The sequence below is a fragment of the Ralstonia sp. RRA genome, assembly GCF_037023145.1.
GTDB lineage: Bacteria > Pseudomonadota > Gammaproteobacteria > Burkholderiales > Burkholderiaceae > Ralstonia.
Window position 1 is genome coordinate 898,855 of sequence record NZ_CP146092.1, and the last position, 19,910, is coordinate 918,764.

Annotated in this window: 18 protein-coding genes; 17 read left to right on the forward strand and 1 reads right to left on the reverse strand. The window is 63.5% G+C overall.

All coding sequences use genetic code 11. The features are described 5' to 3' along the window. Window positions 1-126: 126 nt before the first annotated feature. Window positions 127-588 carry a FlxA-like family protein gene (locus V6657_RS22160; RefSeq protein ID WP_248694628.1) on the reverse strand — a complete coding sequence of 154 codons (462 nt, stop codon included), beginning with the start codon at window positions 586-588 and terminating at the stop codon, window positions 127-129. A 289-nt stretch (window positions 589-877) separates the two neighbouring features. On the opposite strand from V6657_RS22160, the gene V6657_RS22165 reads away from it, so the two are divergent. The 17 genes from V6657_RS22165 (at window position 878) to V6657_RS22245 (ending at window position 19,877) form a co-directional block, all read left to right on the forward strand. After that, window positions 878-1,699 (forward strand): ABC transporter ATP-binding protein, encoded by an 822-nt coding sequence (locus V6657_RS22165; RefSeq protein WP_048933608.1) that lies wholly within the window; start codon window positions 878-880, stop codon window positions 1,697-1,699. Next, complete coding sequence (locus V6657_RS22170; protein ID WP_082170180.1) at window positions 1,683-2,513, forward strand: ABC transporter permease; 831 nt, start codon at window positions 1,683-1,685, stop codon at window positions 2,511-2,513. Before V6657_RS22165 ends, V6657_RS22170 begins: the two co-directional genes overlap by 17 nt. Window positions 2,514-2,540: 27 nt before the next feature. After that, the gene (locus V6657_RS22175) at window positions 2,541-3,551 is read left to right on the forward strand and encodes an ABC transporter substrate-binding protein (RefSeq protein WP_048933607.1); all 1,011 of its coding nucleotides are present in this window, start codon (window positions 2,541-2,543) and stop codon (window positions 3,549-3,551) included. A 20-nt stretch (window positions 3,552-3,571) separates the two neighbouring features. Continuing rightward, window positions 3,572-4,366, forward strand: a complete 795-nt coding sequence (locus V6657_RS22180) for an IclR family transcriptional regulator (RefSeq protein WP_048933843.1) — start codon at window positions 3,572-3,574, stop codon at window positions 4,364-4,366. Between the two features lie 62 nt (window positions 4,367-4,428). Next, window positions 4,429-5,616, forward strand: coding sequence for a CoA transferase (locus V6657_RS22185; RefSeq protein WP_048933606.1), 1,188 nt, complete (start codon window positions 4,429-4,431; stop codon window positions 5,614-5,616). 2 nt (window positions 5,617-5,618) lie between these two features. Then, complete coding sequence (locus V6657_RS22190) at window positions 5,619-6,479, forward strand: citryl-CoA lyase (RefSeq protein WP_048933605.1); 861 nt, start codon at window positions 5,619-5,621, stop codon at window positions 6,477-6,479. Next, window positions 6,476-7,372: an SMP-30/gluconolactonase/LRE family protein gene (locus V6657_RS22195; protein ID WP_048933604.1), complete on the forward strand. Its 897-nt coding sequence runs from the start codon at window positions 6,476-6,478 to the stop codon at window positions 7,370-7,372. Before V6657_RS22190 ends, V6657_RS22195 begins: the two co-directional genes overlap by 4 nt. A gap of 841 nt (window positions 7,373-8,213) precedes the next feature. Then, window positions 8,214-8,531 carry a flagellar transcriptional regulator FlhD gene (flhD, locus tag V6657_RS22200; protein ID WP_048933603.1) on the forward strand — a complete coding sequence of 106 codons (318 nt, stop codon included), beginning with the start codon at window positions 8,214-8,216 and terminating at the stop codon, window positions 8,529-8,531. Window positions 8,532-8,605: 74 nt separating this feature from the next. Further along, entirely contained in the window at window positions 8,606-9,166 is a 561-nt protein-coding gene (gene flhC, locus V6657_RS22205) for a flagellar transcriptional regulator FlhC (protein WP_021192848.1), read from the forward strand. A 490-nt stretch (window positions 9,167-9,656) separates the two neighbouring features. Continuing rightward, window positions 9,657-10,517: a flagellar motor stator protein MotA gene (gene motA / locus V6657_RS22210; protein WP_048933602.1), complete on the forward strand. Its 861-nt coding sequence runs from the start codon at window positions 9,657-9,659 to the stop codon at window positions 10,515-10,517. A gap of 77 nt (window positions 10,518-10,594) precedes the next feature. Next, complete coding sequence (gene motB / locus V6657_RS22215) at window positions 10,595-11,554, forward strand: flagellar motor protein MotB (protein ID WP_048933601.1); 960 nt, start codon at window positions 10,595-10,597, stop codon at window positions 11,552-11,554. 31 nt (window positions 11,555-11,585) lie between these two features. Then, window positions 11,586-11,999 carry a response regulator gene (locus V6657_RS22220; RefSeq protein ID WP_048933600.1) on the forward strand — a complete coding sequence of 138 codons (414 nt, stop codon included), beginning with the start codon at window positions 11,586-11,588 and terminating at the stop codon, window positions 11,997-11,999. 18 nt (window positions 12,000-12,017) lie between these two features. Continuing rightward, window positions 12,018-14,198, forward strand: coding sequence for a chemotaxis protein CheA (cheA, locus tag V6657_RS22225; RefSeq protein WP_048933599.1), 2,181 nt, complete (start codon window positions 12,018-12,020; stop codon window positions 14,196-14,198). A gap of 80 nt (window positions 14,199-14,278) precedes the next feature. Then, entirely contained in the window at window positions 14,279-14,770 is a 492-nt protein-coding gene (locus V6657_RS22230) for a chemotaxis protein CheW (protein ID WP_048933598.1), read from the forward strand. A 121-nt stretch (window positions 14,771-14,891) separates the two neighbouring features. Further along, entirely contained in the window at window positions 14,892-16,730 is a 1,839-nt protein-coding gene (locus V6657_RS22235) for a methyl-accepting chemotaxis protein (protein WP_048933597.1), read from the forward strand. Window positions 16,731-16,952: 222 nt separating this feature from the next. Continuing rightward, window positions 16,953-18,869, forward strand: coding sequence for a methyl-accepting chemotaxis protein (locus V6657_RS22240; protein WP_048933596.1), 1,917 nt, complete (start codon window positions 16,953-16,955; stop codon window positions 18,867-18,869). Window positions 18,870-18,986: 117 nt separating this feature from the next. Further along, entirely contained in the window at window positions 18,987-19,877 is an 891-nt protein-coding gene (locus tag V6657_RS22245) for a CheR family methyltransferase (protein WP_048933595.1), read from the forward strand. Window positions 19,878-19,910 lie beyond the last annotated feature (33 nt).

Consider the following 19,910-nt stretch of genomic DNA (forward strand, 5'->3'; position numbering starts at 1 on the left):
CAGCGCGGCGATTGTCGCTGTTGCCGATGCGCGCCGGCCTCCCCTCATTGGGAGGGTGTGGCTGATGCGCGAAGTGGAGATCGGCGGGAGCGCCTTCAAAACAGGGCCGCCGCCGAGGTGCTGCCGTCAGGCCCTGACTGAAACCAGGGGCGGCTCTGCCGGTTTGATGGCTTCGGCGCTGGCCGGATGGGTTGCCTGGGCGGCTTTCTGCGCTTGCAGCCGGGTATCGGTCAATGACGACGAGCCAGTGATCTTGTCAGTCGTCCGCGCCTTGGCCGCGACCTCGGTCTTGCTGGCGCTCGATTCGCCGCGGCGGCTTTCGAGTTGGGTTTCGGCCTGCTCCAGACCCTTCTGGGCCTGCAGGCGCGCGATCTGCGCCTGCACGATCTGGATCTGCTGGCTCAGAAGTTGAGCCTGCTCCTTGGCTTGCTCGGCAGGCAGCCCCTGGTTGGGCAGATCCGCCATCGACTTCTGCAGGTTTTTGAGCTGGCGCTGCAGGCGTTCGATTTCTGTGGCCGAGCTCCCGCCGCCGGAGACGCCGGTGCCCGCAGTGCTGGAAACGGGGGAGGAAGAAAGTTGCATCGCCATCTCGCTGGTCAGTACGCCCTTGAACGGGAGGCGAGCGGAAAACTTTAGGGTTGGCTTGCAAATTTTTCACGTTGACAGCGGTGTCTTCTTGGATTCTGTTGGGCAGAACTATGTTCTCTCAAAAAGAACATAGATAGGCAGGCTTTTCGCCAGGCAGTGTGGATGATTTGAGTGATTTGGCCGTGTTTACGGGTTTACGTGCCTTATTGGGTTGGATTTGATCTTATAAAATAGAACTACATTCCATCAAACAGAACGCGCGATAATCGGCGCGCTCAAGGAGACGCCAATGCTTTCCTCTTCTCAGGCCGCCAGCGGTCGGCTGCACGCCGGCTTGCCAGCGGTTCAGCTCAATCAGGTATCGGTACGGTTCGGCAGCTTCACGGCCGTGCAGGGCGTGGATCTATCGATCGGCGAGGGGGAGTTTGTGGCGGTGGTCGGCCCCACCGGTTGCGGTAAGAGCACGCTGCTCAACGCTGTGACCGGGCTGCTCAAGCCGGCTGGCGGCACCGTTACCGTGTTTGGCGAGCCGCTGACGGGCCTGAACGGCAATGCCGGTTTCATGATGCAGCAGGACTCGCTGCTGCCTTGGAAGACGGCGCTCGACAACGTCGCGCTGGGCCTGGTGTTCCAGGGCATGTCGGTGGACGAGGCGCGTGAACGCGCCCGCCCATGGATGAAGAAGGTCGGCCTGGCGGGCTTTGAGGCTCGCTATCCGCACCAACTGTCGGGCGGCCAGAAGAAGCGCATCAGCATGGCGCAGACGCTGATCCTCTCGCCCAAGATCGTGCTGATGGACGAGCCGTTCTCCGCGCTGGACGTCCACACGCGCCACCTCATGCAGAGCGAACTGCTGCGCCTGTGGCAGGAAGACCGCAAATCGCTGCTGTTCATCACGCATGACCTGGAAGAGGCGATTGCCCTGGCCGATCGCGTGGTCGTCATGTCCGCCGGGCCCGCCAGCCGCCCGGTCGGCGATGTGGAAATCACGCTGCCGCGTCCGCGCAACGTGTCTGAAATCAACATGTCTGACGCGTTCATCCGCCTGTATCGCGAGATCTGGTCGATCCTCGGCACCGAAGTGGAGAAGAGCCATGCCGTCCAGCACTAACGTCGCGCCTGCCATGAGCACGCCGCGCGCCGGTCTCGCGCACAAGACCAAGATCCGCCTGTTCCAACTCGCCGTGGTGGTGGTGCTGTTCGGCTCTTGGGAGGGCTTCGGCCGCGCGGGCGTGATCGACCCGTTCTATTTCTCGATGCCGTCGTCCATCGTCGCGCGCGTCTGGGAGTGGTTCACCGGCGGCGACATCTACACGCATCTGGCCATCACGCTGGCCGAGACGATCCTCTCGTTCGGCATCGGCACGTTAATGGGGATCAGCCTGGGGCTGTGGCTGGGTTTGTCCAAGCTGGCGGCCGAGGTGCTCGATCCGTTCATCAAGATCGTCAACGCGATCCCGCGGATTCTGCTCGCGCCCATCTTCGTGATGTGGTTCGGGTTGGGGCTCACCTCCAAGGTGGCGCTGGGCGCGACGATGGTGCTGTTCATCACGTTCTTCAATACCTATCAGGGCGTGCGTGAGGTGAACCCGGTCATCCTGGCCAACGCGCGCCTGCTCAAGGCCAGCCGCATGAGCCTGTTGCGCCATGTGTATGTGCCGTCCGCCACGAGCTGGATTCTCTCCAGCCTGCGCGCCTCCGTCGGCATGGCGGTGATGGGCGCGATCGTGGCCGAGTACCTGGGCTCGTCCGCCGGCCTGGGTCACCTGATTGCGCAGGCCGAGGGTGTGTTCGATGCCACCGGCGTGTTCTCGGGGATCGTCGTGCTGTCCGCTTTCGTGATCGTGCTGGACCGCAGCGTGGATGCACTCGAAGGCAAGTTGCTGGTGTGGCGCCCGAAGGCGGACCCGGAAACCGGCGCCTGACCCAATACAACATCTACGGAGACAACCATGAAACGATGGATTTCGACCCTGCTGTGCGCAGCCGTCTGCACGATGGCGGGCGCCAACGCAGCCGAGCCGGAAAAGAAGGACGTGAGCCTGTCGGTCGGCTCGATGATCCTGAACTACATGCCGGTGCCGCTCACGCAGTCGCTGGGCAACTTCCAGAAGGAAGGGCTGAACGTCAAGGTGGAGAACTTCCAGGCCGGCGGTAGCAAGGCGCTGCAGGCGCTGATTGCCGGTTCGACCGATGCGGTGGTGGGCTTCTATGACCACACCATCCACATTCAGGCGCAGGGCAAGGACATCGTCTCGGTGGCGTTGCTCAACACCACGCCGGGCATCGTGCTGGCGGTGCGGCCCGATCTCGACATCAAGAGTGGCAAGGACTTGAAGGGCAAGAAGATCGGCATCACCGCACCGGGTTCGTCTACGGACTTGTTCGCGCGCTACTACGCCATCAAGAGCGGCCTGCAGGTGAATGACGTGTCGTACATCGCCGTAGGGTCGGGTGCGCCGGGCATGGTGGCGCTCGATCGCAAGGAGATCGACGCGCTGGTCAACTTTGACCCTGTGGCGAGCCTGCTGGAGAAGCGCCGGGCCGCCAAGTTCCTCGTCGATACGCGTACCGATGCGGGCTCCAACGCCGTGTTCGGTGGCCGCTACCCGACCGCCACGCTGTACGTCACGCGCGACTTCATGACCAAGAACCCCGAGACCGTGCAGCGCCTGGTGAACGCCTTCATCCGCACGCTCAAGTGGATCGATGCCAGCACGCCCGAGGCCATTGCCGACAAGATGCCCAAGGAGCAGCAGGTGGGTGGCCGTGACGTGTTTGTCGACGCGCTGCGCCACTCCAAGCCGATCTTCTCCAAGGACGGTTTGATGACGGAGGCGGATGCCAAGGTGGCCCTGACGGTGCTCTCCAGTTACGACGAAAAGATCCGCAACGCCAAGATCGATCTGACGAAAACGTACACTAACCGCTTCGTCGACCAAGCCTTGAAGACGGTCCAGTGAACCGTCTCATCCAGCACGCCATGACCGCAGAGCGCCAAACCACGCAGAACGAGACCACGCCGGCCGCCAATGAAGGCGAGGCCGCTACGCCAGGGCAATCGGGTGTGGCCGCGCTGGACCGTGCGTTCGCGATCCTGTTTGCGTTCCGCCCCGGCGACTACGCACTCACGCTGGCCGAGCTGGCCGCGCGCACCGGGCTCTACAAGAGCACGATCCTGCGGCTGGCCGGCTCGCTCATTCAGCACCGCATGCTGTATCGGCTGGAGGACGGCCGCTACCAGATCGGCGCTGCGCCGTTGATGTTGGGCGCGCTCTACCAGCGCAGCATGCGCCTGGGCGACGTGGTGCTGCCGCACATGCGCGCGTTGGCCGAGGCCACGGGCGAGGCGGTGTCGTTCTACATCCGCGAGCGCGATGTGCGTGTCTGCCTGCACCGCGTGGATTCGAGCCACTCGATTCGTGACCACGTGCGCGAGGGCGACGTGCTGCCGCTGGAGCGCGGCTCGGGCGGGCGCGTGTTGTGCGCGTTCTCGGGCGTGCAGGGCCCTACGTATGACGCGATCCGGCGCGACCACTACTACGTGTCGGTTGGCGAGCGCGACCGGGAAACGGTCGGCCTGTCGGTGCCGGTGTTCGGTGCGCAGCAGGCGCTGCGCGGGGCGCTGTGCCTCGCCGGCCCGGCTTCGCGCATCGACGGGGCGCTGTTGCAATCGTGGCGCGTGCCGGTGCTGGAGCACGCGGCGCAAATCACTTCCACGCTGGGTGGCGACCCCGCGCCGTTGCGCCACGCCGCCCAACTGATCTCTAAACCCTAGGCTCCGCCAATACGCCCCAGACGGCGAGGGGCGGAGCCGCTGTAGTTGTAGGAGTTGTTTCCATGGCTTTGCCTCTCGCGGGTTTGCGCGTGCTCGACTTGTCGAACGTGCTGGCCGGGCCGTTCTGCGGCTATCAATTGGGCTTGCTCGGCGCTGAAGTGATCAAGGTCGAGGTGCCTGGCAATGGCGATCTTGCCCGCCGCCTGGGTGCCGATCCGGAACAGGCGCGCCGCAAGATGGGCGCCTCGTTCGTCGCCGTCAATGCGGGCAAGCAGTCCGTCACCGTCAACCTGAAGCACCCGGAAGGGCGGGCGATTTTGCTCAAGCTGGTGGCGCAGGCCGATGCGCTCATCGAAAACTACCGCCCCGGCGTGATGGACCGCCTGGAACTCGGTTACGACGTACTGCGCGAGGTCAACCCGCGCCTCGTCTATTGCGCCATCTCCGGCTTCGGCAAGGATGGTCCGCTAGCGCATCGCCCGGCATATGACCAGATCATCCAGGGCATTTCCGGCGTGATGAGCGTCACGGGCGACGACGCATCGGCACCATTGCGTGTCGGCTATCCGATCAGTGACACGGTGGGCGGCATCACGGCGGCGTTGGCCGTCACTGCATGCCTGCTCGGCGCGCAACGCACGGGCGTGGGGCAGATGGTGGATGTGTCGATGCTGGAATCGACGCTCGCCACCATGGGCTGGGTCGTTTCCAATTACCTGAATGCCGGCGTGACTCCGCGCCCGATGGGGAACCAGAACTTCACCGCCGCACCGTCGGGCACGTTCCGCACGGGCGATGGGCTCATCAACATTGCCGCCAACGAAGACAAGCAGTTTGCCGCGCTGTGCCGCGTGATTGGACAGCCCAACTTGGTCACCGACGCGCGCTTTGCCGAGCGCCACGCACGCAAGGAACACCGCCAGGCGCTCAACGACGCGCTGGAAGCCGCGCTGGCCGCGCGCCCCGCTGCCGAATGGGAACCGCTGCTGATCGACGCCGGCGTTCCCGCGGGGCTGGTGCTCGACGTGCCCGGCGTGCTCGCGCACGAGCAGGTGACGGGCCGCGGCTTTGTCACCTCGTTCCCGGAGGCCGGGCAGCACGTCACGCGTGCAGGCTTCCGCCTGTCGGGCGAAGACCCGTGCCCGCAGACGCCCGCCCCGGCGCTGTCCGCCCACACCGACGACTGGCTCGCCAAGCTCGGCTACCAGACTGACCAAATCGAAGTGCTGCGCGCTGAAGGCGCCATCTGACCATGACCACAACGCCTGTCCAAGACGCCGCCGGTCTCGCCGCCGACTACTGGCGCACCGACATCATCGACATCGAACCCGGCCGCATCCACGTGCGCGGCTACCCGATCCAGGAGCTGATCGGCCACATCGGCTTTGCAGAAATGATCTGGCTGATGCTGCGCGGTGAGCTGCCGACCAAGCGCCAGGCGGCGTTGCTGGAGGCGGCGCTGGTGGCCTCGGTCGACCACGGCCCGCATGCGCCGTCCATTGCGATTGCCAAGATGGCGACGAGCTGCGGCCTGCCGCTCAACGGCGCAATGGCGTCTGCACTGAATGCGCTGGACGACGTGCATGGTGGGGCTGGGCAGCAGGCGGTCGAGCTGTTCCATCACATCGAGGCGCGCATGTTTGATGGCGCATCGCTGGAGGCGGCCACAGCAGCGGGTGTCGACGCTTTCATCGCCGCACATGGCAAGTACCTGCCGGGCTTCGGGCACCGCTTCCATCCGGTGGACCCGCGCGCAGGGCGCTTGCTCTCACTGGTGGACGAGGCCGCGCAGGACGGGGAGGTAGGCGGTCACTACGCCGCCATCGGCCGCGCTATCGAGGCGCTGCTCTCCGCGCGCAAGGGCAAGCCGATCCCGATGAACATCGACGGCGCCACTGCCGTCATCTACGCGGAGCTGGGGTTTGCCGCACCGCTGGCGCGCGGGGTGTTCTGCCTGTCGCGCGCGGTCGGCATTCTGGCGCATGCGTGGGAGCAGAGCAGTCGCGGCGAGCGCAACAAGGGTCCGATGCCGCGCCAGCTGCCGTACCGCTATACCGGCGCTGCCACGCGCCATCTGGCCGAATCTGACGCTGACCCGGTGCCCGCGCCATGACGTACTTCAATTGGACGACAGTCGAGACCACGGTCTTTGCCGAGATGCCGGCAGAGCTGCGCCGCCCCGTGCCGACCGAATGGTCGCGCGCCAACAAGGGCGGGGCGCCGGTCGATTGTTTTCTGGAAGGTCCGTGCTGGGATGCGCAAGGCAATCTCTGGCTGGTCGACATTCCCCACGGGCGCATCCTGCGGGTCTCGCCGCAGGGCGATTGGAGCGTCGTTGCCGAATACGACGGCGAACCGAACGGCCTCGCCCTGCGTCACGACGGCACGTTGCTGATTGCTGACTATAAGAATGGAGTGCTGTCGCTCGACCCGGCGACGGGCGTGGTCAGCCCCTTCCTTACCCGCCGCAACAGCGAACGCTTCAAGGGTCCGAACGATCTGGTCGTCGCCCGCAACGGCGATGTCTATTTCACCGATCAAGGCCAGACCGGCCTGCACGACCCGACCGGCCGCGTGTACCGCCTGCGCCCGGATGGCCGGCTTGATTGCCTGTTGTCGAACGGCCCAAGCCCGAACGGGCTGGTACTCACCCCCGATGAATCCGCGCTGTTTGTGGCCATGACACGCGACAACGCCGTCTGGCGCTTACCATTGCTGGCTGACGGCAGTACCAGCAAGGTGGGCCGCTTCGCGCAGTTCTACGGCACCAGCGGCCCGGACGGCATGGCGATGGACGCCGCCGGCAACCTGTTTGTAGCTCATGCCTCGCTGGGCGCGGTCTTTGCGCTCTCCGCGCATGGCGAACCGCTGGCGCGCATCGCGTCGTGCCGCGGGCGGACCACCACCAATGTCGCACTGACACCCGACGGGCAATCTCTCGTCATCACCGAATCTGCCACGGGCACTGTATTGCTGGCCCGTTGGACCCCGCCCCAACACCCCTGAGCACACCTGCACGCGCGGGCGCTGTCCTACAACAGTGCCCGCGCGCAATCGCAAAAATTCCGACGTTTCTCTCGCGTGCGGTCGACCATGCTGCACTTTCCTGCGCGGCCTTGTAGGACAAGTGCTGCTGCCTTCCTTCCTGGCCCTGACAAGCTTGTCGAAGCGGTCAGTTGTGTATCTTTATATAAGACGTGTATTTTATAGAGATACATCTGGGTAGGAGGTGTCCTACAAAACCGTCATTCGGCTGTAGGAGTGTTCCTACAAAACCAGCAAGAAAGCGGTCGGAGCTGTCCTACACGACCTGTAGGACGGGGTAAGAAGTGTCCTACAAACCGTTAACCCGGCATCCGATGCTCACAGTCGCAGAAGTGCGACGCCTTCTTTGTCGATTCCGGTCTTCTTTAGGCAATAATATTGCTATTTTCAGGCAAACATTAGGGTAAAACCGTGTCAAACGACCGCTTTAGCGCACGGTCTACCCAGGCTCGCTGCGTCGGCAAGGGCCGTGTTTACAACATTTATTAACAGTTTTGTAGGAAGATGGCCTACAAGAAAACGGCTTACCTCACCCCTCCAAGGTAGGGGTCCCCCCTTCTTTACTTACCCCGGTCGTCAAACCACAATGTGTTCAACAGAAAACAACTTCGCCATGTCTTAGCGACGTGAGTAAGAAGGAGGCAGGAAGTGCCGGTAACGGTACCGACTGCCAAGAACATCCGATCTGTGGGGATTGGTGACCGCCCGGCGAGGGAAAGCGCGAGATTCAAATTGCGCCACCGGGCAGCACCATGCGGGATCGGATGCAGGTTGTACTTTTACTGCACACGACGGGACATACATGGACACGCAAGATATCGTTTCCGAGATCAGCGAGCTGAATCTCACCTATCTGATGCTTGCCCAGCAGATGCTGGCCAAGGATCGCGATGCCGCACTCTTTCGCCTCGGCATCTCTGAAGAACTGGCTGACATCCTGCAGACGATGTCGCCCGCGCAGATCGTCAAGCTGGCCAGCACGAACATGATGCTGTGCCGCTTCCGCTTCGACGATCACGCCATCCTGGGTCTGGTGACCCAGCCGCACCGTGACAAGGGCCTGCAGCAATCGCAAATGTCGATTCTGCTGGCGCGTCAGGCGGTTGAGCAGATCAGCTAAGCCTTTTGCGGCGGGTTTTCCGTCGGGTTTAGCGTGATTCGGATGGGTAGCAGAAGCAAAGCGGGAGCAGTGCCATGCGTCATACCAGCGTGATGAACGAAGTTCAGCAGATCCACCTCGCAGCGGAATTGATTTCGCTCGGTGCGCGTCTGCAATTGCTGGAACAAGAAACCACGCTCAGCCGTGAGCGTCTGGTCAAGCTGTACAAGGAAATTCGCGGGGAATCGCCGCCCAAGGGCATGCTGCCCTTCTCGGCAGACTGGTTCCTGACGTGGTCGCCGAACATCCACTCGTCGATCTTCCTGAACATCTACCGTTTTCTGGGTGAGAACAGCCGCAGCACGGGTGTGCGCCGTCTGATCTCGGCCTACAAGCTGTACCAGGAACACATTCACGTTCACGAGCAGGAAGAAGTGCTTTCCATCACCCGCGCGTGGATGATGCTGAAATTCTTCGAGGGGAAGATGCTGCACACCGTGAAGTGCACGCGCTGCACCGGCCATTTCGTGGCCCACGCAGAAGACCTGCACCATGGTTTCGTGTGCGGCGTATGCCAGCCACCCTCACGCGCAGGCAAGAAAAAGCGCGTCGCTGGCCAGGTCGATGCGGTCGCAGACAAGACGATCGACGCCTGAGCAGTACCACCGGGAACACGGGACGGTCGGGAACGAACGCCGGGGAATGACGGGAAATACGGGAATATAACAACAATAGCCGGCAAGTTCGGCACATAACAAGACAGCACAGAACACAGAGCAGGAACAGCACAGGGGCTCAGACAGCACAAAAGGGGAAGGGGGTAGGCCGGTCGTCGCAGGAAGCTGCGGACCGGCATTTTTTTTGCCGCCGCGCGTGAAGGGAGGGACGGAAAGCAATTTCCGTCCCTTTTTTCTTTCATTCGGCTTGATTTGCCTCGCTTTTCGGGTCTTTCCGGAGCGGCGTGGCGCTCAAGCCGCCCGTTTTGATGCCGTTCTTGGTGAAGAAGGGCGCAGCACAACGATTTTCAGTGGTCCTTAAGCGCCAACCCTTGCAGCAAAACCCGGTGCCAAGCCTTCAGTAAACCGGGGCGATGCCGTTAATCCCCCTTGTATTGATCGCAGGATCGCCAATTCAGGAGTTCGCCCAGTGTTAGTCGCCATCGGTTACATCGTGATTCTCGCCTCGGTGTTCGGCGGCTACATGCTGGCCGGAGGTCACCTCGGGCCCCTGTTCCAGCCGACTGAGCTGCTGATCATCTTCGGTGCCGGCATTGGCGCCTTTGTGGTCGGCAACGACAAGAAGGCCATCAACGCCACGGTCAAGGCCATTCCGGGCCTGTTCAAGGGCTCCAAGTACACCAAGGCGCTCTATATGGAAGTGATGGCGCTGCTGTATGTGGTGCTGTCCAAGATCCGTCGTGAAGGGATGATGTCGATCGAAGCCGACATCGAAGCCCCGCACGAGAGCGCGCTGTTTGCCAACTACCCCACCATCCAGGCTGACCACCACGCGCTGGATTTCATCTGCGATTACCTGCGCCTCATGGTGGGCGGCAACCTGAATCCGTTCCAGATCGAAGCGCTGATGGATCAGGAAATCGACACCCACCACCACGAAGCCGAGCAACCGGCCCGCATCATCACCAAGGTGGGCGACGCCATGCCGGCTTTCGGCATCGTGGCCGCCGTGATGGGCGTGGTGCACACCATGGGCTCGGTCGGCCTGCCGCCGGCAGAGCTGGGCAAGCTGATCGCCTCCGCGCTGGTCGGCACGTTCCTCGGCATCTTGCTGGCGTATGGCTTTATCGGGCCGCTGGGCTCGTTGCTGGAGCAGCGCGCCGAAGAATCGACCAAGTTGTTCCAGTGCATCAAGGTGACGCTGCTGGCCAGCATGAACGGCTACGCCCCGGCGATTGCCGTGGAGTTTGGCCGCAAGGTGCTGTTCTCGACCGAGCGCCCCTCGTTTGCCGAGCTGGAAGATCACGTGCGCGGCGCCAAGACGGCCTAGCGATGAACCCCGATTTCAAGAGTGCGGCCAACGAGCCGCGCCATTAACGACGCAGTACTGACCGACGGGAACGGACCATGAGCAAGTCCAGCACACCGACCTTCATTGTCATCCGGCGCAACAAGAAGGCTGCGCACGGCCACCACGGTGGCGCGTGGAAGATCGCCTACGCCGACTTCGTGACGGCCATGATGGCGTTCTTCCTGCTGATGTGGCTGCTCAGCTCGGTCACCAAGGCCGAGCTGTCGTCCGTCGAAACGTATTTCCGTACGCCGCTGAAGGTGGCGCTGTTTGGTGGCGCCGGTTCGGGCGACCAGTCGAGCATTCTGCAAGGCAGCCCGTCGCTCAAGCAGAACGTGCCGCAGCCGAACCCGAGCCCCAGCCCCACGGTGCAGCGCCAGCGCAATATCCGCGATGAGTCCGACGACGCCGCGCTGAACAAGCTCAAGCAGAAGATTGCCGAAATGGTCGAGACCAACCCGGTGATGAGCCAGTTCAAGCACCAGTTGCTGATCGACATGACCAGCGAAGGGCTGCGCATCCAGATCGTCGACCAGCAGAACCGCCCGATGTTTGCCAACGCCAGCGCCGAGGTGCAGCCGTACATGCGCACCATCCTGCGCGAGCTGGGCTCGGCACTCAATGATGTGCCCAACCCGATCAGCCTGTCGGGCCACACCGACGCCACGCAATACGCCACGCAACACGGCTACAGCAACTGGGAGCTCTCCGCCGATCGCGCCAACGCATCGCGCCGCGAGTTGATTGCGGGCGGCATGAAGCCCGAGAAGGTGAGCCGCGTGGTGGGTCTGGAGGCATCGGTGCCGCTGGATAAGACCAACGTCTACAACCCGATCAACCGTCGCATCAGCATCGTCGTGCTCAACGCACGGGCCGCTGAGGCCGTCCGTTCGGGTGGGGTCGAGCCGGTGGCCGACCTGCGCAATGACGGTAAAGACACGCTGCCCGATGCAGCCGCACGAGCAACAGGAGTGGCCGCGGCTGGTGCCGATGCCGCTGCTCCGGCCAAGCCATAAGCAATAAGCGCCCAGGGGGAGAACGTAGCCAATGAGCGAGAAACACATCCTGGTGGTGGACGATTCCACCTCGATCCGCCGCATGATCGCCGCATGCCTGCGCGAGTGCGGCTTTGCCGTGACGGAAGCCACTGACGGCGCCGCCGCGCTGGAAGCCGTGCGCAAGCAGGCCGACGGCAAGCACGACCTCGTGATTACCGACCAGGTGATGCCTGCAATGGACGGCCTCACCCTGATCCGCGCGCTGCGATCGCTGTCGGCCTATGCCGACACGCCGATCCTGATGCTGACCACCGAGGCAGACGGCACGATCCGCGAGCAGGCGCGTGCCGCCGGCGCGACGGGTTTCCTGCCCAAGCCGTTCGACCCGGATGGTCTGACGGATTCGGTGATGCAGCTGTTTGAATGGCATGCGCAGACCCACGGGTCTGCATCGACGCATTAAACGACCGAGACGACAGATATGAACCTCGACCTTAGCCAGTTTTTCGGCGCCTTCTTTGAAGAGGCGGAGGAGCTGCTCGTCGACATGGAGCGGCTGCTGCTCAATCTCGATGTCGCCAACCCTTCTTCTGATGATCTGAACGCCATCTTCCGTTGCGCGCACTCCATCAAGGGCGGTGCCGCAACCTTCGGTTTCACGCACATGACGGAACTCACGCATGTGGCGGAATCGATTCTGGACCGCGCCCGCACCGGCACCCTGCAGCTGCGCGAGAACATGGTGGATGCCTTCCTGGAAACGAAAGACGTGTTGAAAAGCCAACTTGATGCCTACCGGCAAGAGCACCCCATCGATACGGCCACGCTCGAATACATGGTGGCCAAGCTCAACAGCCTGGCTGCCGAGGATGGCGCCGCAGCGGTGCAGCCTGCACCGGCAGCCCCTGTAGCCGCGCCGGCCCCGGTGGCTGTCGAGCCCGTTGCGGCGGCGCCCGCCGTGGTGGAGGCACCGGCCGCGGCGCCGGCGGTGGCGATTGACGGCGGCCTCGACATCAAGCTCATCGACGTCTCCAACGAAGACTGCGAGCTGATCGTCACCGAACTCAAGCATCTGGGCACGCTGGTCAGCCACGCGCGCACCGGCCGCAACAGCGACATCGTTCTGCAAAGCAGCTGCACCGCCGACGACATCATCGCGGTGAGCTGCTTCATCATCGACGCTGACCAGATCGTCATCACACCGCACGTGGGTGGTGCGGCGCCTGCTGCAGCCGCTGCAGCGGTGGTGGAAGCCCAGGTTGCCGCCCCGACGCCCGCTGCTGCGCAGACCGAAGCGCACGCACCGGCCGCGAATGAAGTCGCCGCCCCGCCGGCCGCTGCCGTTGCAGCGGCACCGATGCCGGCTCGCCCGGCCGCTTCAGAGAAGCCGGCTGTTGCCGCGGAAACGTCGATTCGCGTGGGCGTGGAAAAGGTCGACCAGCTCATCAACCTGGTGGGCGAACTCGTCATTACGCAGGCGATGCTGGCACAGACCGCGTCGTCGTTCGACCCGGTGTTGAACGAGCGCCTGTTCTCCGGCCTGTCGCAGCTCACGCGCAACGCGCGCGACCTGCAGGAAGCCGCCATGTCCATCCGCATGATGCCGATGGACTACGTGTTCAACCGCTTCCCGCGTCTGGTGCGCGACCTGGCGCACAAGCTGGGCAAGCAGGTCGAACTGTCGACGTTCGGCAAATCGACCGAGCTGGACAAGGGCCTGATCGAACGCATCATCGATCCGCTCACGCACCTGGTGCGCAACAGCCTGGATCACGGCATTGAACTGCCCGAGGCCCGCGTGGCTGCCGGCAAGGATGCCACCGGCCAGCTGCTGCTCTCCGCTGCCCACCAGGGCGGCAACATCGTCATCGAAGTGAGCGATGACGGTCAGGGCCTGAACCGCGACAAGATTCTGAAGAAGGCCCGCGAGCGCGGCCTGCCGGTGTCGGACAACATGACCGACGACGAGATCAACCAGCTCATCTTCGCACCGGGCTTCTCCACCGCCGACCAGGTGACGGACGTGTCCGGCCGTGGCGTGGGCATGGACGTGGTCAAGCAGAACATCCAGTCGATGGGGGGCTACGTCGAGATCCAGTCGCAGAAGGGCAAGGGCACGACCATCCGTATCGTGCTGCCGCTCACGCTGGCCATTCTGGACGGCATGTCGGTCAAGACCGGCGACGAAGTGTTCATTCTGCCGCTGTCGTGCGTGGCCGAATCGCTGCAGCCGCGTCCGGAAGACATCAAGGCCGTGCCGGGCGGCGGACGCCTGCTCAAGGTGCGCAACGAATACCTGACGCTGGTGCCGATGTACGAGCGCTTCCGCATTACGCCGTCACTGCCCGATCCGTCGGAAGGTATCGTGGTCATCCTGGATTCGGAAGGCAAGAAGATCGCCCTGCAGATTGATGAGCTGGTCGGCCAGCAGCAGGTGGTGGTCAAGAACCTAGAGACCAACTACCGCCGGGTGCCGGGCATTTCGGGCGCGACCATCCTGGGTGATGGCAGCGTGGCGCTGATCGTCGACGTGTCGGCGCTGATGCGCGAGACCCGCGCCGGCCATTCAGAAAACGCCATGCGTGCCGTTACTGCCGAGAAGCAAGAAATGGCACAGGCACAGGGTGGCCGGTTCTCGACCGAAGCGATGGCCGCCGCATAAGCGCCACGCCGTGCTGTGTGGGATCAGTCGCCAGACAACGAATTCAATCTAGTGGCCCGACGGGGCCGAGGGGAGCCGCAATGGAAGTCAAGGAACATGCGATCGGTGAGGAAACCGGCGGGGAGGAGTACCTGGCCTTCACGCTCGGTCGCGAAGAGTACGGCATCGATATCCTGAAAGTGCAGGAGATCCGTGGCTACGAGACCGTCACGCGCATTGCCAACGCACCCGACTTCATCAAAGGTGTGATCAACCTGCGCGGCATCATCGTGCCGATCGTTGATCTGCGCATCAAGTTCCAGCTCGACCGCGTGGAGTACAACCAGTACACCGTGGTCATCATCCTGAACCTGAAAGACCGCGTGGTCGGCATCGTGGTGGATGGCGTGTCGGACGTGCTGACGCTGCAAAGCCAGCAGATCAAGCCGGCGCCGGAGTTCTCTGGCGCGCTGGACACGGAATATATCCGTGGCCTGGGCTCGATCGACGAGCGCATGCTGATCCTGGTGGACATCGAGCGTCTGCTGATGTCGGCTGACATGGCGCTGTGCGACGAGGCCGAAGCGGCCTAAGTCCAGCGAATCCGTTTGGCCGGGGCACGCAAGTGCGCCCGGCAGGCGACAAGACACCTTGCGGCGGGCACTCAAATGCCCGCCGTATAACAGGTGCGGCGCTGAAAGGGGAGGGAAATCCATGTTCAGCAAAATGACCATCCGGCTCCGGTTGGGGCTGATGATGGCGGGCATTGGTGTGCTCGCCGTCATCGTGGGTGTGACGGGCCTTGTTGGCATGCGTCACGCCAATACGCGCCTGCAGGACACATACGCCGTGCAACTGGCGGGTGCGGTGGCATTGGCTGATTCCGATTCCAACCTGCTGAGCTTGCGCATCGTGCTGGATCGCGCAGCCATGGCGCCTGGTGCGCCCGGCATGGACAAGACGATCGAGCGCGCCAGGATGTTCCTCGACAAATCGGATGCGGCCTGGAAGCGCTACCGTGCGCTGCCGACGTCATCGGAGGAGCGCACGCTGGCCGACGAAGCCGATGGGTTGCGCAACACCTTCGTGCGCGACGGCGCCGAGGTGCTCATGCGCGCCGTGCAGGCCGGTGACCAGACGACCGTCACCAAGACCGTGATGGATGTGATGCCTGCCCTGTATCGCCCGCTGGGTGACAAGGTGGCAGCGCTCAACCGTATGCAGCTGGAGTCTGCCAAGACGGGGTACGAAGCCGGCCAGCGTGAGTACGCCAGCCTGAGCGCGCTGACGATCAGCCTGCTGCTGGGCGGCATTGTGGTGGGTGGGTTGCTGACGTGGGCGCTGCGCCGCTCGATCACGCTGCCGCTGACGCGCGCCATCGAGCAGGCAGAACACATCACGCAGGGCGATCTCACGCACAGCATCCAGGTGAACCGTGCGGACGAAACCGGCCGCCTGCTGATGGCCCTGCAGCGCATGCAGGAGAGCCTGCAGAAGATGGTGGCGCAGGTGCGCTCGGGTTCTGATTCGATTGCCAGCGCCACGCAGCAGATCAGCGCTGGCAACGTGGACTTGTCACAGCGCACCGAGCAGCAAGCCTCGTCGCTGGAGCAGACCGCGTCGAGCATGGAGCAGCTCACGAGCATCGTGAAGCAGAACGCCGACAACGCCCGTCAGGCCAGCACGCTGGCCGGCAACGCGTCGGACATCGCCGTGAAGGGCGGCGAGGTAGTGGGCCGGGTGGTGGACACCATGGCCGGCATCAATGAAAGCAGCAAGAAGATTGCCGACATCATCGGCGTGATTGAAGGCATTGCCTTCCAGACCAACATCCTCGCGCTGAATGCGGCTGTGGAAGCAGCACGCGCGGGTGAGCAGGGCCGCGGCTTTGCGGTGGTGGCGGGCGAGGTGCGCAGCCTGGCGCAACGCTCGGCCACGGCAGCCAAGGAGATCAAGGAACTCATCGGCGATTCGGTGGGCCGCGTTGAAAACGGCACCACGCTGGTGGCCGAAGCGGGCAGCGTGATCGACGAAGTTGTTGTGGCCGTCAAGCGCGTGACCGACATCATGGGCGAGATCAGCTCGGCGTCGGACGAACAGAGCGCGGGCATCGAGCAGGTCAACCAGGCCGTCAATCAGATGGACGAGGGCACGCAGCAGAACGCGGCGCTGGTGGAGCAGGCGGCTGCGGCGGCGATGTCGCTGCAGGAGCAGGCCGACGGATTGCGTCAGGCGGTGGCCGTGTTCCGTACGAATGCCGGTACGCAGATCGAACCCGCCCAGCCTGTTGCCAGCGCGCCTCGCATGGTCAAGCCGGCAGTGGTGAAGCCGGTTGCGCGCCGCGCGGCAACCAAGGTTGTGCCAGCTCGCAAAACGCTCGCAGCCGTGCAGCCGACCAACGAACAACCCAAGCCGGCCGCTGCGGAAGCGGCCGCAACTGAACAACAACGCGTGCGACCCGCAGTTGCCAAGCCAACTGCGCAAGCGCCCAAGTTGCAATCGCCCAAGCTCGTTGCCGCCGGCGGCGACGATAGCGACTGGGAAACCTTTTAACCATGTATGCACGGGATCTTCGCTGCTCGCGAAAGCTCTCTCGTGTGTGTTTGTGGTGTGCAGCCTGCCCTTCGGGGCAGGTTTTTTTTTGCCTGGGCTAGGGCCTGCTAAGGAAGGGGCGATCCCCCTCTGAAGTGGCATGACCCCAAGGCGGTTCTAAAGAGCCGTCCCCTAAGAACCGATAGCGGTTACAGGGGCATACAAAAAAGAGGGGTAGACAAGATGGGTTGGATCAAGCGTTTGCCGGTGTCCACGGTACTGACCGGCGGATTCCTGATCGTGGCCGCCATGGGCGTGGCCATCGGCGGGTTGGGCATTTATACGATTACGCAGTTGACCCGCGCCAGTGAGGAGCTGGCGCAAAAGCAGATGCGCGCCATCACCCAGATGGGCAGCGCTGCCAACAGCCTCGCACATGCCAGCCGTGCGCAGACGGCATTGCTGATTGCCACCACGCTCAATGAGCGCAAGGCATTGAGCGGCGAGATCAACACCAGCATGCAGCGCCTGAAAGACGGCGTGGAGAATGTGCGTCCGCAGTTCGTGTCGGACGAAGGCAAGAAGATGATCCGCGAGGTGGATGCCATCTACCCCGTGTGGAGCAAGCGCATGACGGACTTTGTCGCGCTGATGGACAGGCAGGGCCTGGACCCGACCCAGTTCGACAGCCGCGTCACGGCAGAAAACGTGGGCTTGCTGGACGACACGGCGGCCTTTGAGAAAACGCTCGACAAGATGGTCAAGCGCGTGGAAGACGTCTCCGCAGCGTCCACCGCCCGCGCGCGTGAAGACGCGCAGCGCTCGCGCCTGTTGATGATCGTGATGGCGGCGGTGGGTGCAGTGCTGGGCATTGTGCTTGGCATCGTCATTGCACGTCGGCTGTCGCGCCAGTTGGGCGGTGAGCCGTCCTATGCGGCCGACGTTGCCCGCCGCATTGCCGCGGGTGATCTGGCTGTGCAGGTGCAGACCCGCCCCGGCGATCGGGACAGCATGCTCTTCGCCATGTCGCAGATGCAGCAGCAACTGACCGGCACCATCAGCAACATCAAGAGCTCGGCGGATTCGATTGCCAGCGCGACCAAGCAGATCGCTGCCGGCAACGCCGATCTGTCGCAGCGCACGGAAGAACAAGCCAGCTCGCTGGAGGAAACCGCCTCCAGCATGGAAGAGCTGACCAGCATCGTGAAGCAGAACGCCGACAACGCCCGTCAGGCCAGTGCACTGGCCGGCAGTGCATCGGACATTGCCGTCAAGGGCGGCGAGGTGGTGGGCCGCGTCATCGAAACGATGTCGGGCATCAACGCCAGCAGCAAGAAGATTGCGGACATCATCGGCGTGATCGAGGGCATCGCCTTCCAGACCAACATCCTGGCGCTGAATGCCGCCGTGGAAGCGGCGCGGGCAGGCGAGCAGGGGCGCGGCTTTGCCGTGGTGGCGGGGGAAGTGCGCAGCCTGGCGCAGCGCTCGGCCACCGCAGCCAAAGAGATCAAGGAGCTGATTGGCGATTCCGTTGGTCGCGTGCGCAACGGCTCCGCCTTGGTGACGGAAGCGGGCGGGGTGATCGAGGAGGTGGTGGTGGCCGTCAAGCGCGTGACGGACATCATGGGCGAGATTTCCGCCGCATCGGATGAGCAAAGCTCCGGCATCGAGCAGGTCAACCAGGCCGTCAATCAGATGGATGAAGTGACGCAACAGAACGCCGCGCTGGTCGAGCAGGCCGCGGCGGCGGCGCTGTCGCTGGAAGAGCAGGCGCACCTATTGCGCAACGCGGTATCGGCGTTCCGTACAGACGAGTCTGCTGAACTGGCGGCACCCGTGATGCCGCATCTACCGGCCGAGCCCGCCAAGCCGGCGGTGCGCAGCGAGGTTCACCCCGAGGGCAAGACGCGGGTTGTGCGTTCGGTGGCCCGTGCGATTGCTTCGCGCAAAGCGGGGCAATCAGCGAAGCCTGCACCGGCTGTTGCGGAAGCCCCGGCCGAAACGCCAGTCGTTGCGCCCGATCAAGGCGGAAAAGCGCATCAAGAAGCACATTCATCGGTTGCACCTGTGGTGGCGGCCGCAGTTTCGGCGGCCGTTGCGGCGCCAGCCCTCAAGCTGTCCGCCGCTTCTGCCGATGATGATGAATGGAGCACCTTCTGACGCCAGCGCCCGGCCAGCATCACCAGCTACAGCTGTGGCGCGGCACCAGAAGTCCGGTGCCCGCCAATCGACTGAAAGCGGGCATCAAGACTCGCGCAATTACGGGGTAGTTATCTAATGGCACAAACGGCACAAACCTTGGCGCCAGTTTCGCCGACGCTCGCGTCACGTGAGTTTTCGTTTACCGCGGCGGATTTCGCCCGCATCCGCGACCTGATCTATCGCCGCGTCGGCATTTCGCTGTCCGACCGCAAGAGCGAGATGGTGTACAGCCGCCTGGCTCGTCGCCTGCGAATAGTCAATCTCGGCTCGTTCCGCGAGTACCTGGACGCGCTTGAACACGGCCACCTGCCCGATGAGTGGGAAGCCTTTACCAACGCGCTCACCACCAACCTGACCGCGTTCTTCCGCGAGCAGCATCACTTTCCGCTCTTGGCCGAGCACGCCAAGGCCAAGCGCGCGCCATTTACCGTGTGGTGCTCGGCCTCGTCGACGGGTGAGGAGCCGTACTCGATCGCCATCACCCTGGCCGAGACGTTCGGCACGATGTCCCCGGGTCAGGTGAGCGTGGTGGCCTCTGACGTGGATACCAATGCGCTGGCGCGTGCCCGCGCGGGCATCTACCCGATGGAGCGCGTGGCAGCGCTATCCACCGACCGTCTCAAGAAGTATTTCCTGCGCGGCACCGGCAAGCAGGAGGGCTATGCACGCGTGCGGCCCGAGCTGCAGGCCATGATCGACTTCCGCCAGATCAACCTGCTCGACCGCGACTGGCCGTTGCAACAGAAGTTTGACGTGATCTTCTGCCGCAACGTGATGATCTATTTCGATAAGCCGACGCAGGCCAAGATCCTCGAGCACTTCATCGACGTGATGAAGCCCGATGGCCTGCTGTTTGCCGGCCACTCCGAGAGCTTCCTGCAGGTGACCAAGGCATGGTCGCTGCGCGGCAAGACCGTGTACGAAATCGCGCCTGAACTGCGCGCGAAGATGACGGGGGCGAAATGATCGAACTCGGCAAGAAGGCGGCCGCACATGCAA

Coding starts and splice junctions, on each gene's coding strand:
- V6657_RS22240 (WP_048933596.1), top strand. CDS start 16,953: ATGGGTTGGATCAAGCGTTTGCCGGTGTCCACGGTACTGACCGGCGGA.
- flhD (WP_048933603.1), top strand. CDS start 8,214: ATGGACACGCAAGATATCGTTTCCGAGATCAGCGAGCTGAATCTCACC.
- motB (WP_048933601.1), top strand. CDS start 10,595: ATGAGCAAGTCCAGCACACCGACCTTCATTGTCATCCGGCGCAACAAG.
- V6657_RS22185 (WP_048933606.1), top strand. CDS start 4,429: ATGGCTTTGCCTCTCGCGGGTTTGCGCGTGCTCGACTTGTCGAACGTG.
- V6657_RS22220 (WP_048933600.1), top strand. CDS start 11,586: ATGAGCGAGAAACACATCCTGGTGGTGGACGATTCCACCTCGATCCGC.
- V6657_RS22195 (WP_048933604.1), top strand. CDS start 6,476: ATGACGTACTTCAATTGGACGACAGTCGAGACCACGGTCTTTGCCGAG.
- flhC (WP_021192848.1), top strand. CDS start 8,606: ATGCGTCATACCAGCGTGATGAACGAAGTTCAGCAGATCCACCTCGCA.
- V6657_RS22235 (WP_048933597.1), top strand. CDS start 14,892: ATGTTCAGCAAAATGACCATCCGGCTCCGGTTGGGGCTGATGATGGCG.
- V6657_RS22245 (WP_048933595.1), top strand. CDS start 18,987: ATGGCACAAACGGCACAAACCTTGGCGCCAGTTTCGCCGACGCTCGCG.
- cheA (WP_048933599.1), top strand. CDS start 12,018: ATGAACCTCGACCTTAGCCAGTTTTTCGGCGCCTTCTTTGAAGAGGCG.
- V6657_RS22190 (WP_048933605.1), top strand. CDS start 5,619: ATGACCACAACGCCTGTCCAAGACGCCGCCGGTCTCGCCGCCGACTAC.
- V6657_RS22180 (WP_048933843.1), top strand. CDS start 3,572: ATGACCGCAGAGCGCCAAACCACGCAGAACGAGACCACGCCGGCCGCC.
- V6657_RS22165 (WP_048933608.1), top strand. CDS start 878: ATGCTTTCCTCTTCTCAGGCCGCCAGCGGTCGGCTGCACGCCGGCTTG.
- V6657_RS22175 (WP_048933607.1), top strand. CDS start 2,541: ATGAAACGATGGATTTCGACCCTGCTGTGCGCAGCCGTCTGCACGATG.
- V6657_RS22170 (WP_082170180.1), top strand. CDS start 1,683: ATGCCGTCCAGCACTAACGTCGCGCCTGCCATGAGCACGCCGCGCGCC.
- V6657_RS22160 (WP_248694628.1), bottom strand. CDS start 588: ATGGCGATGCAACTTTCTTCCTCCCCCGTTTCCAGCACTGCGGGCACC.
- V6657_RS22230 (WP_048933598.1), top strand. CDS start 14,279: ATGGAAGTCAAGGAACATGCGATCGGTGAGGAAACCGGCGGGGAGGAG.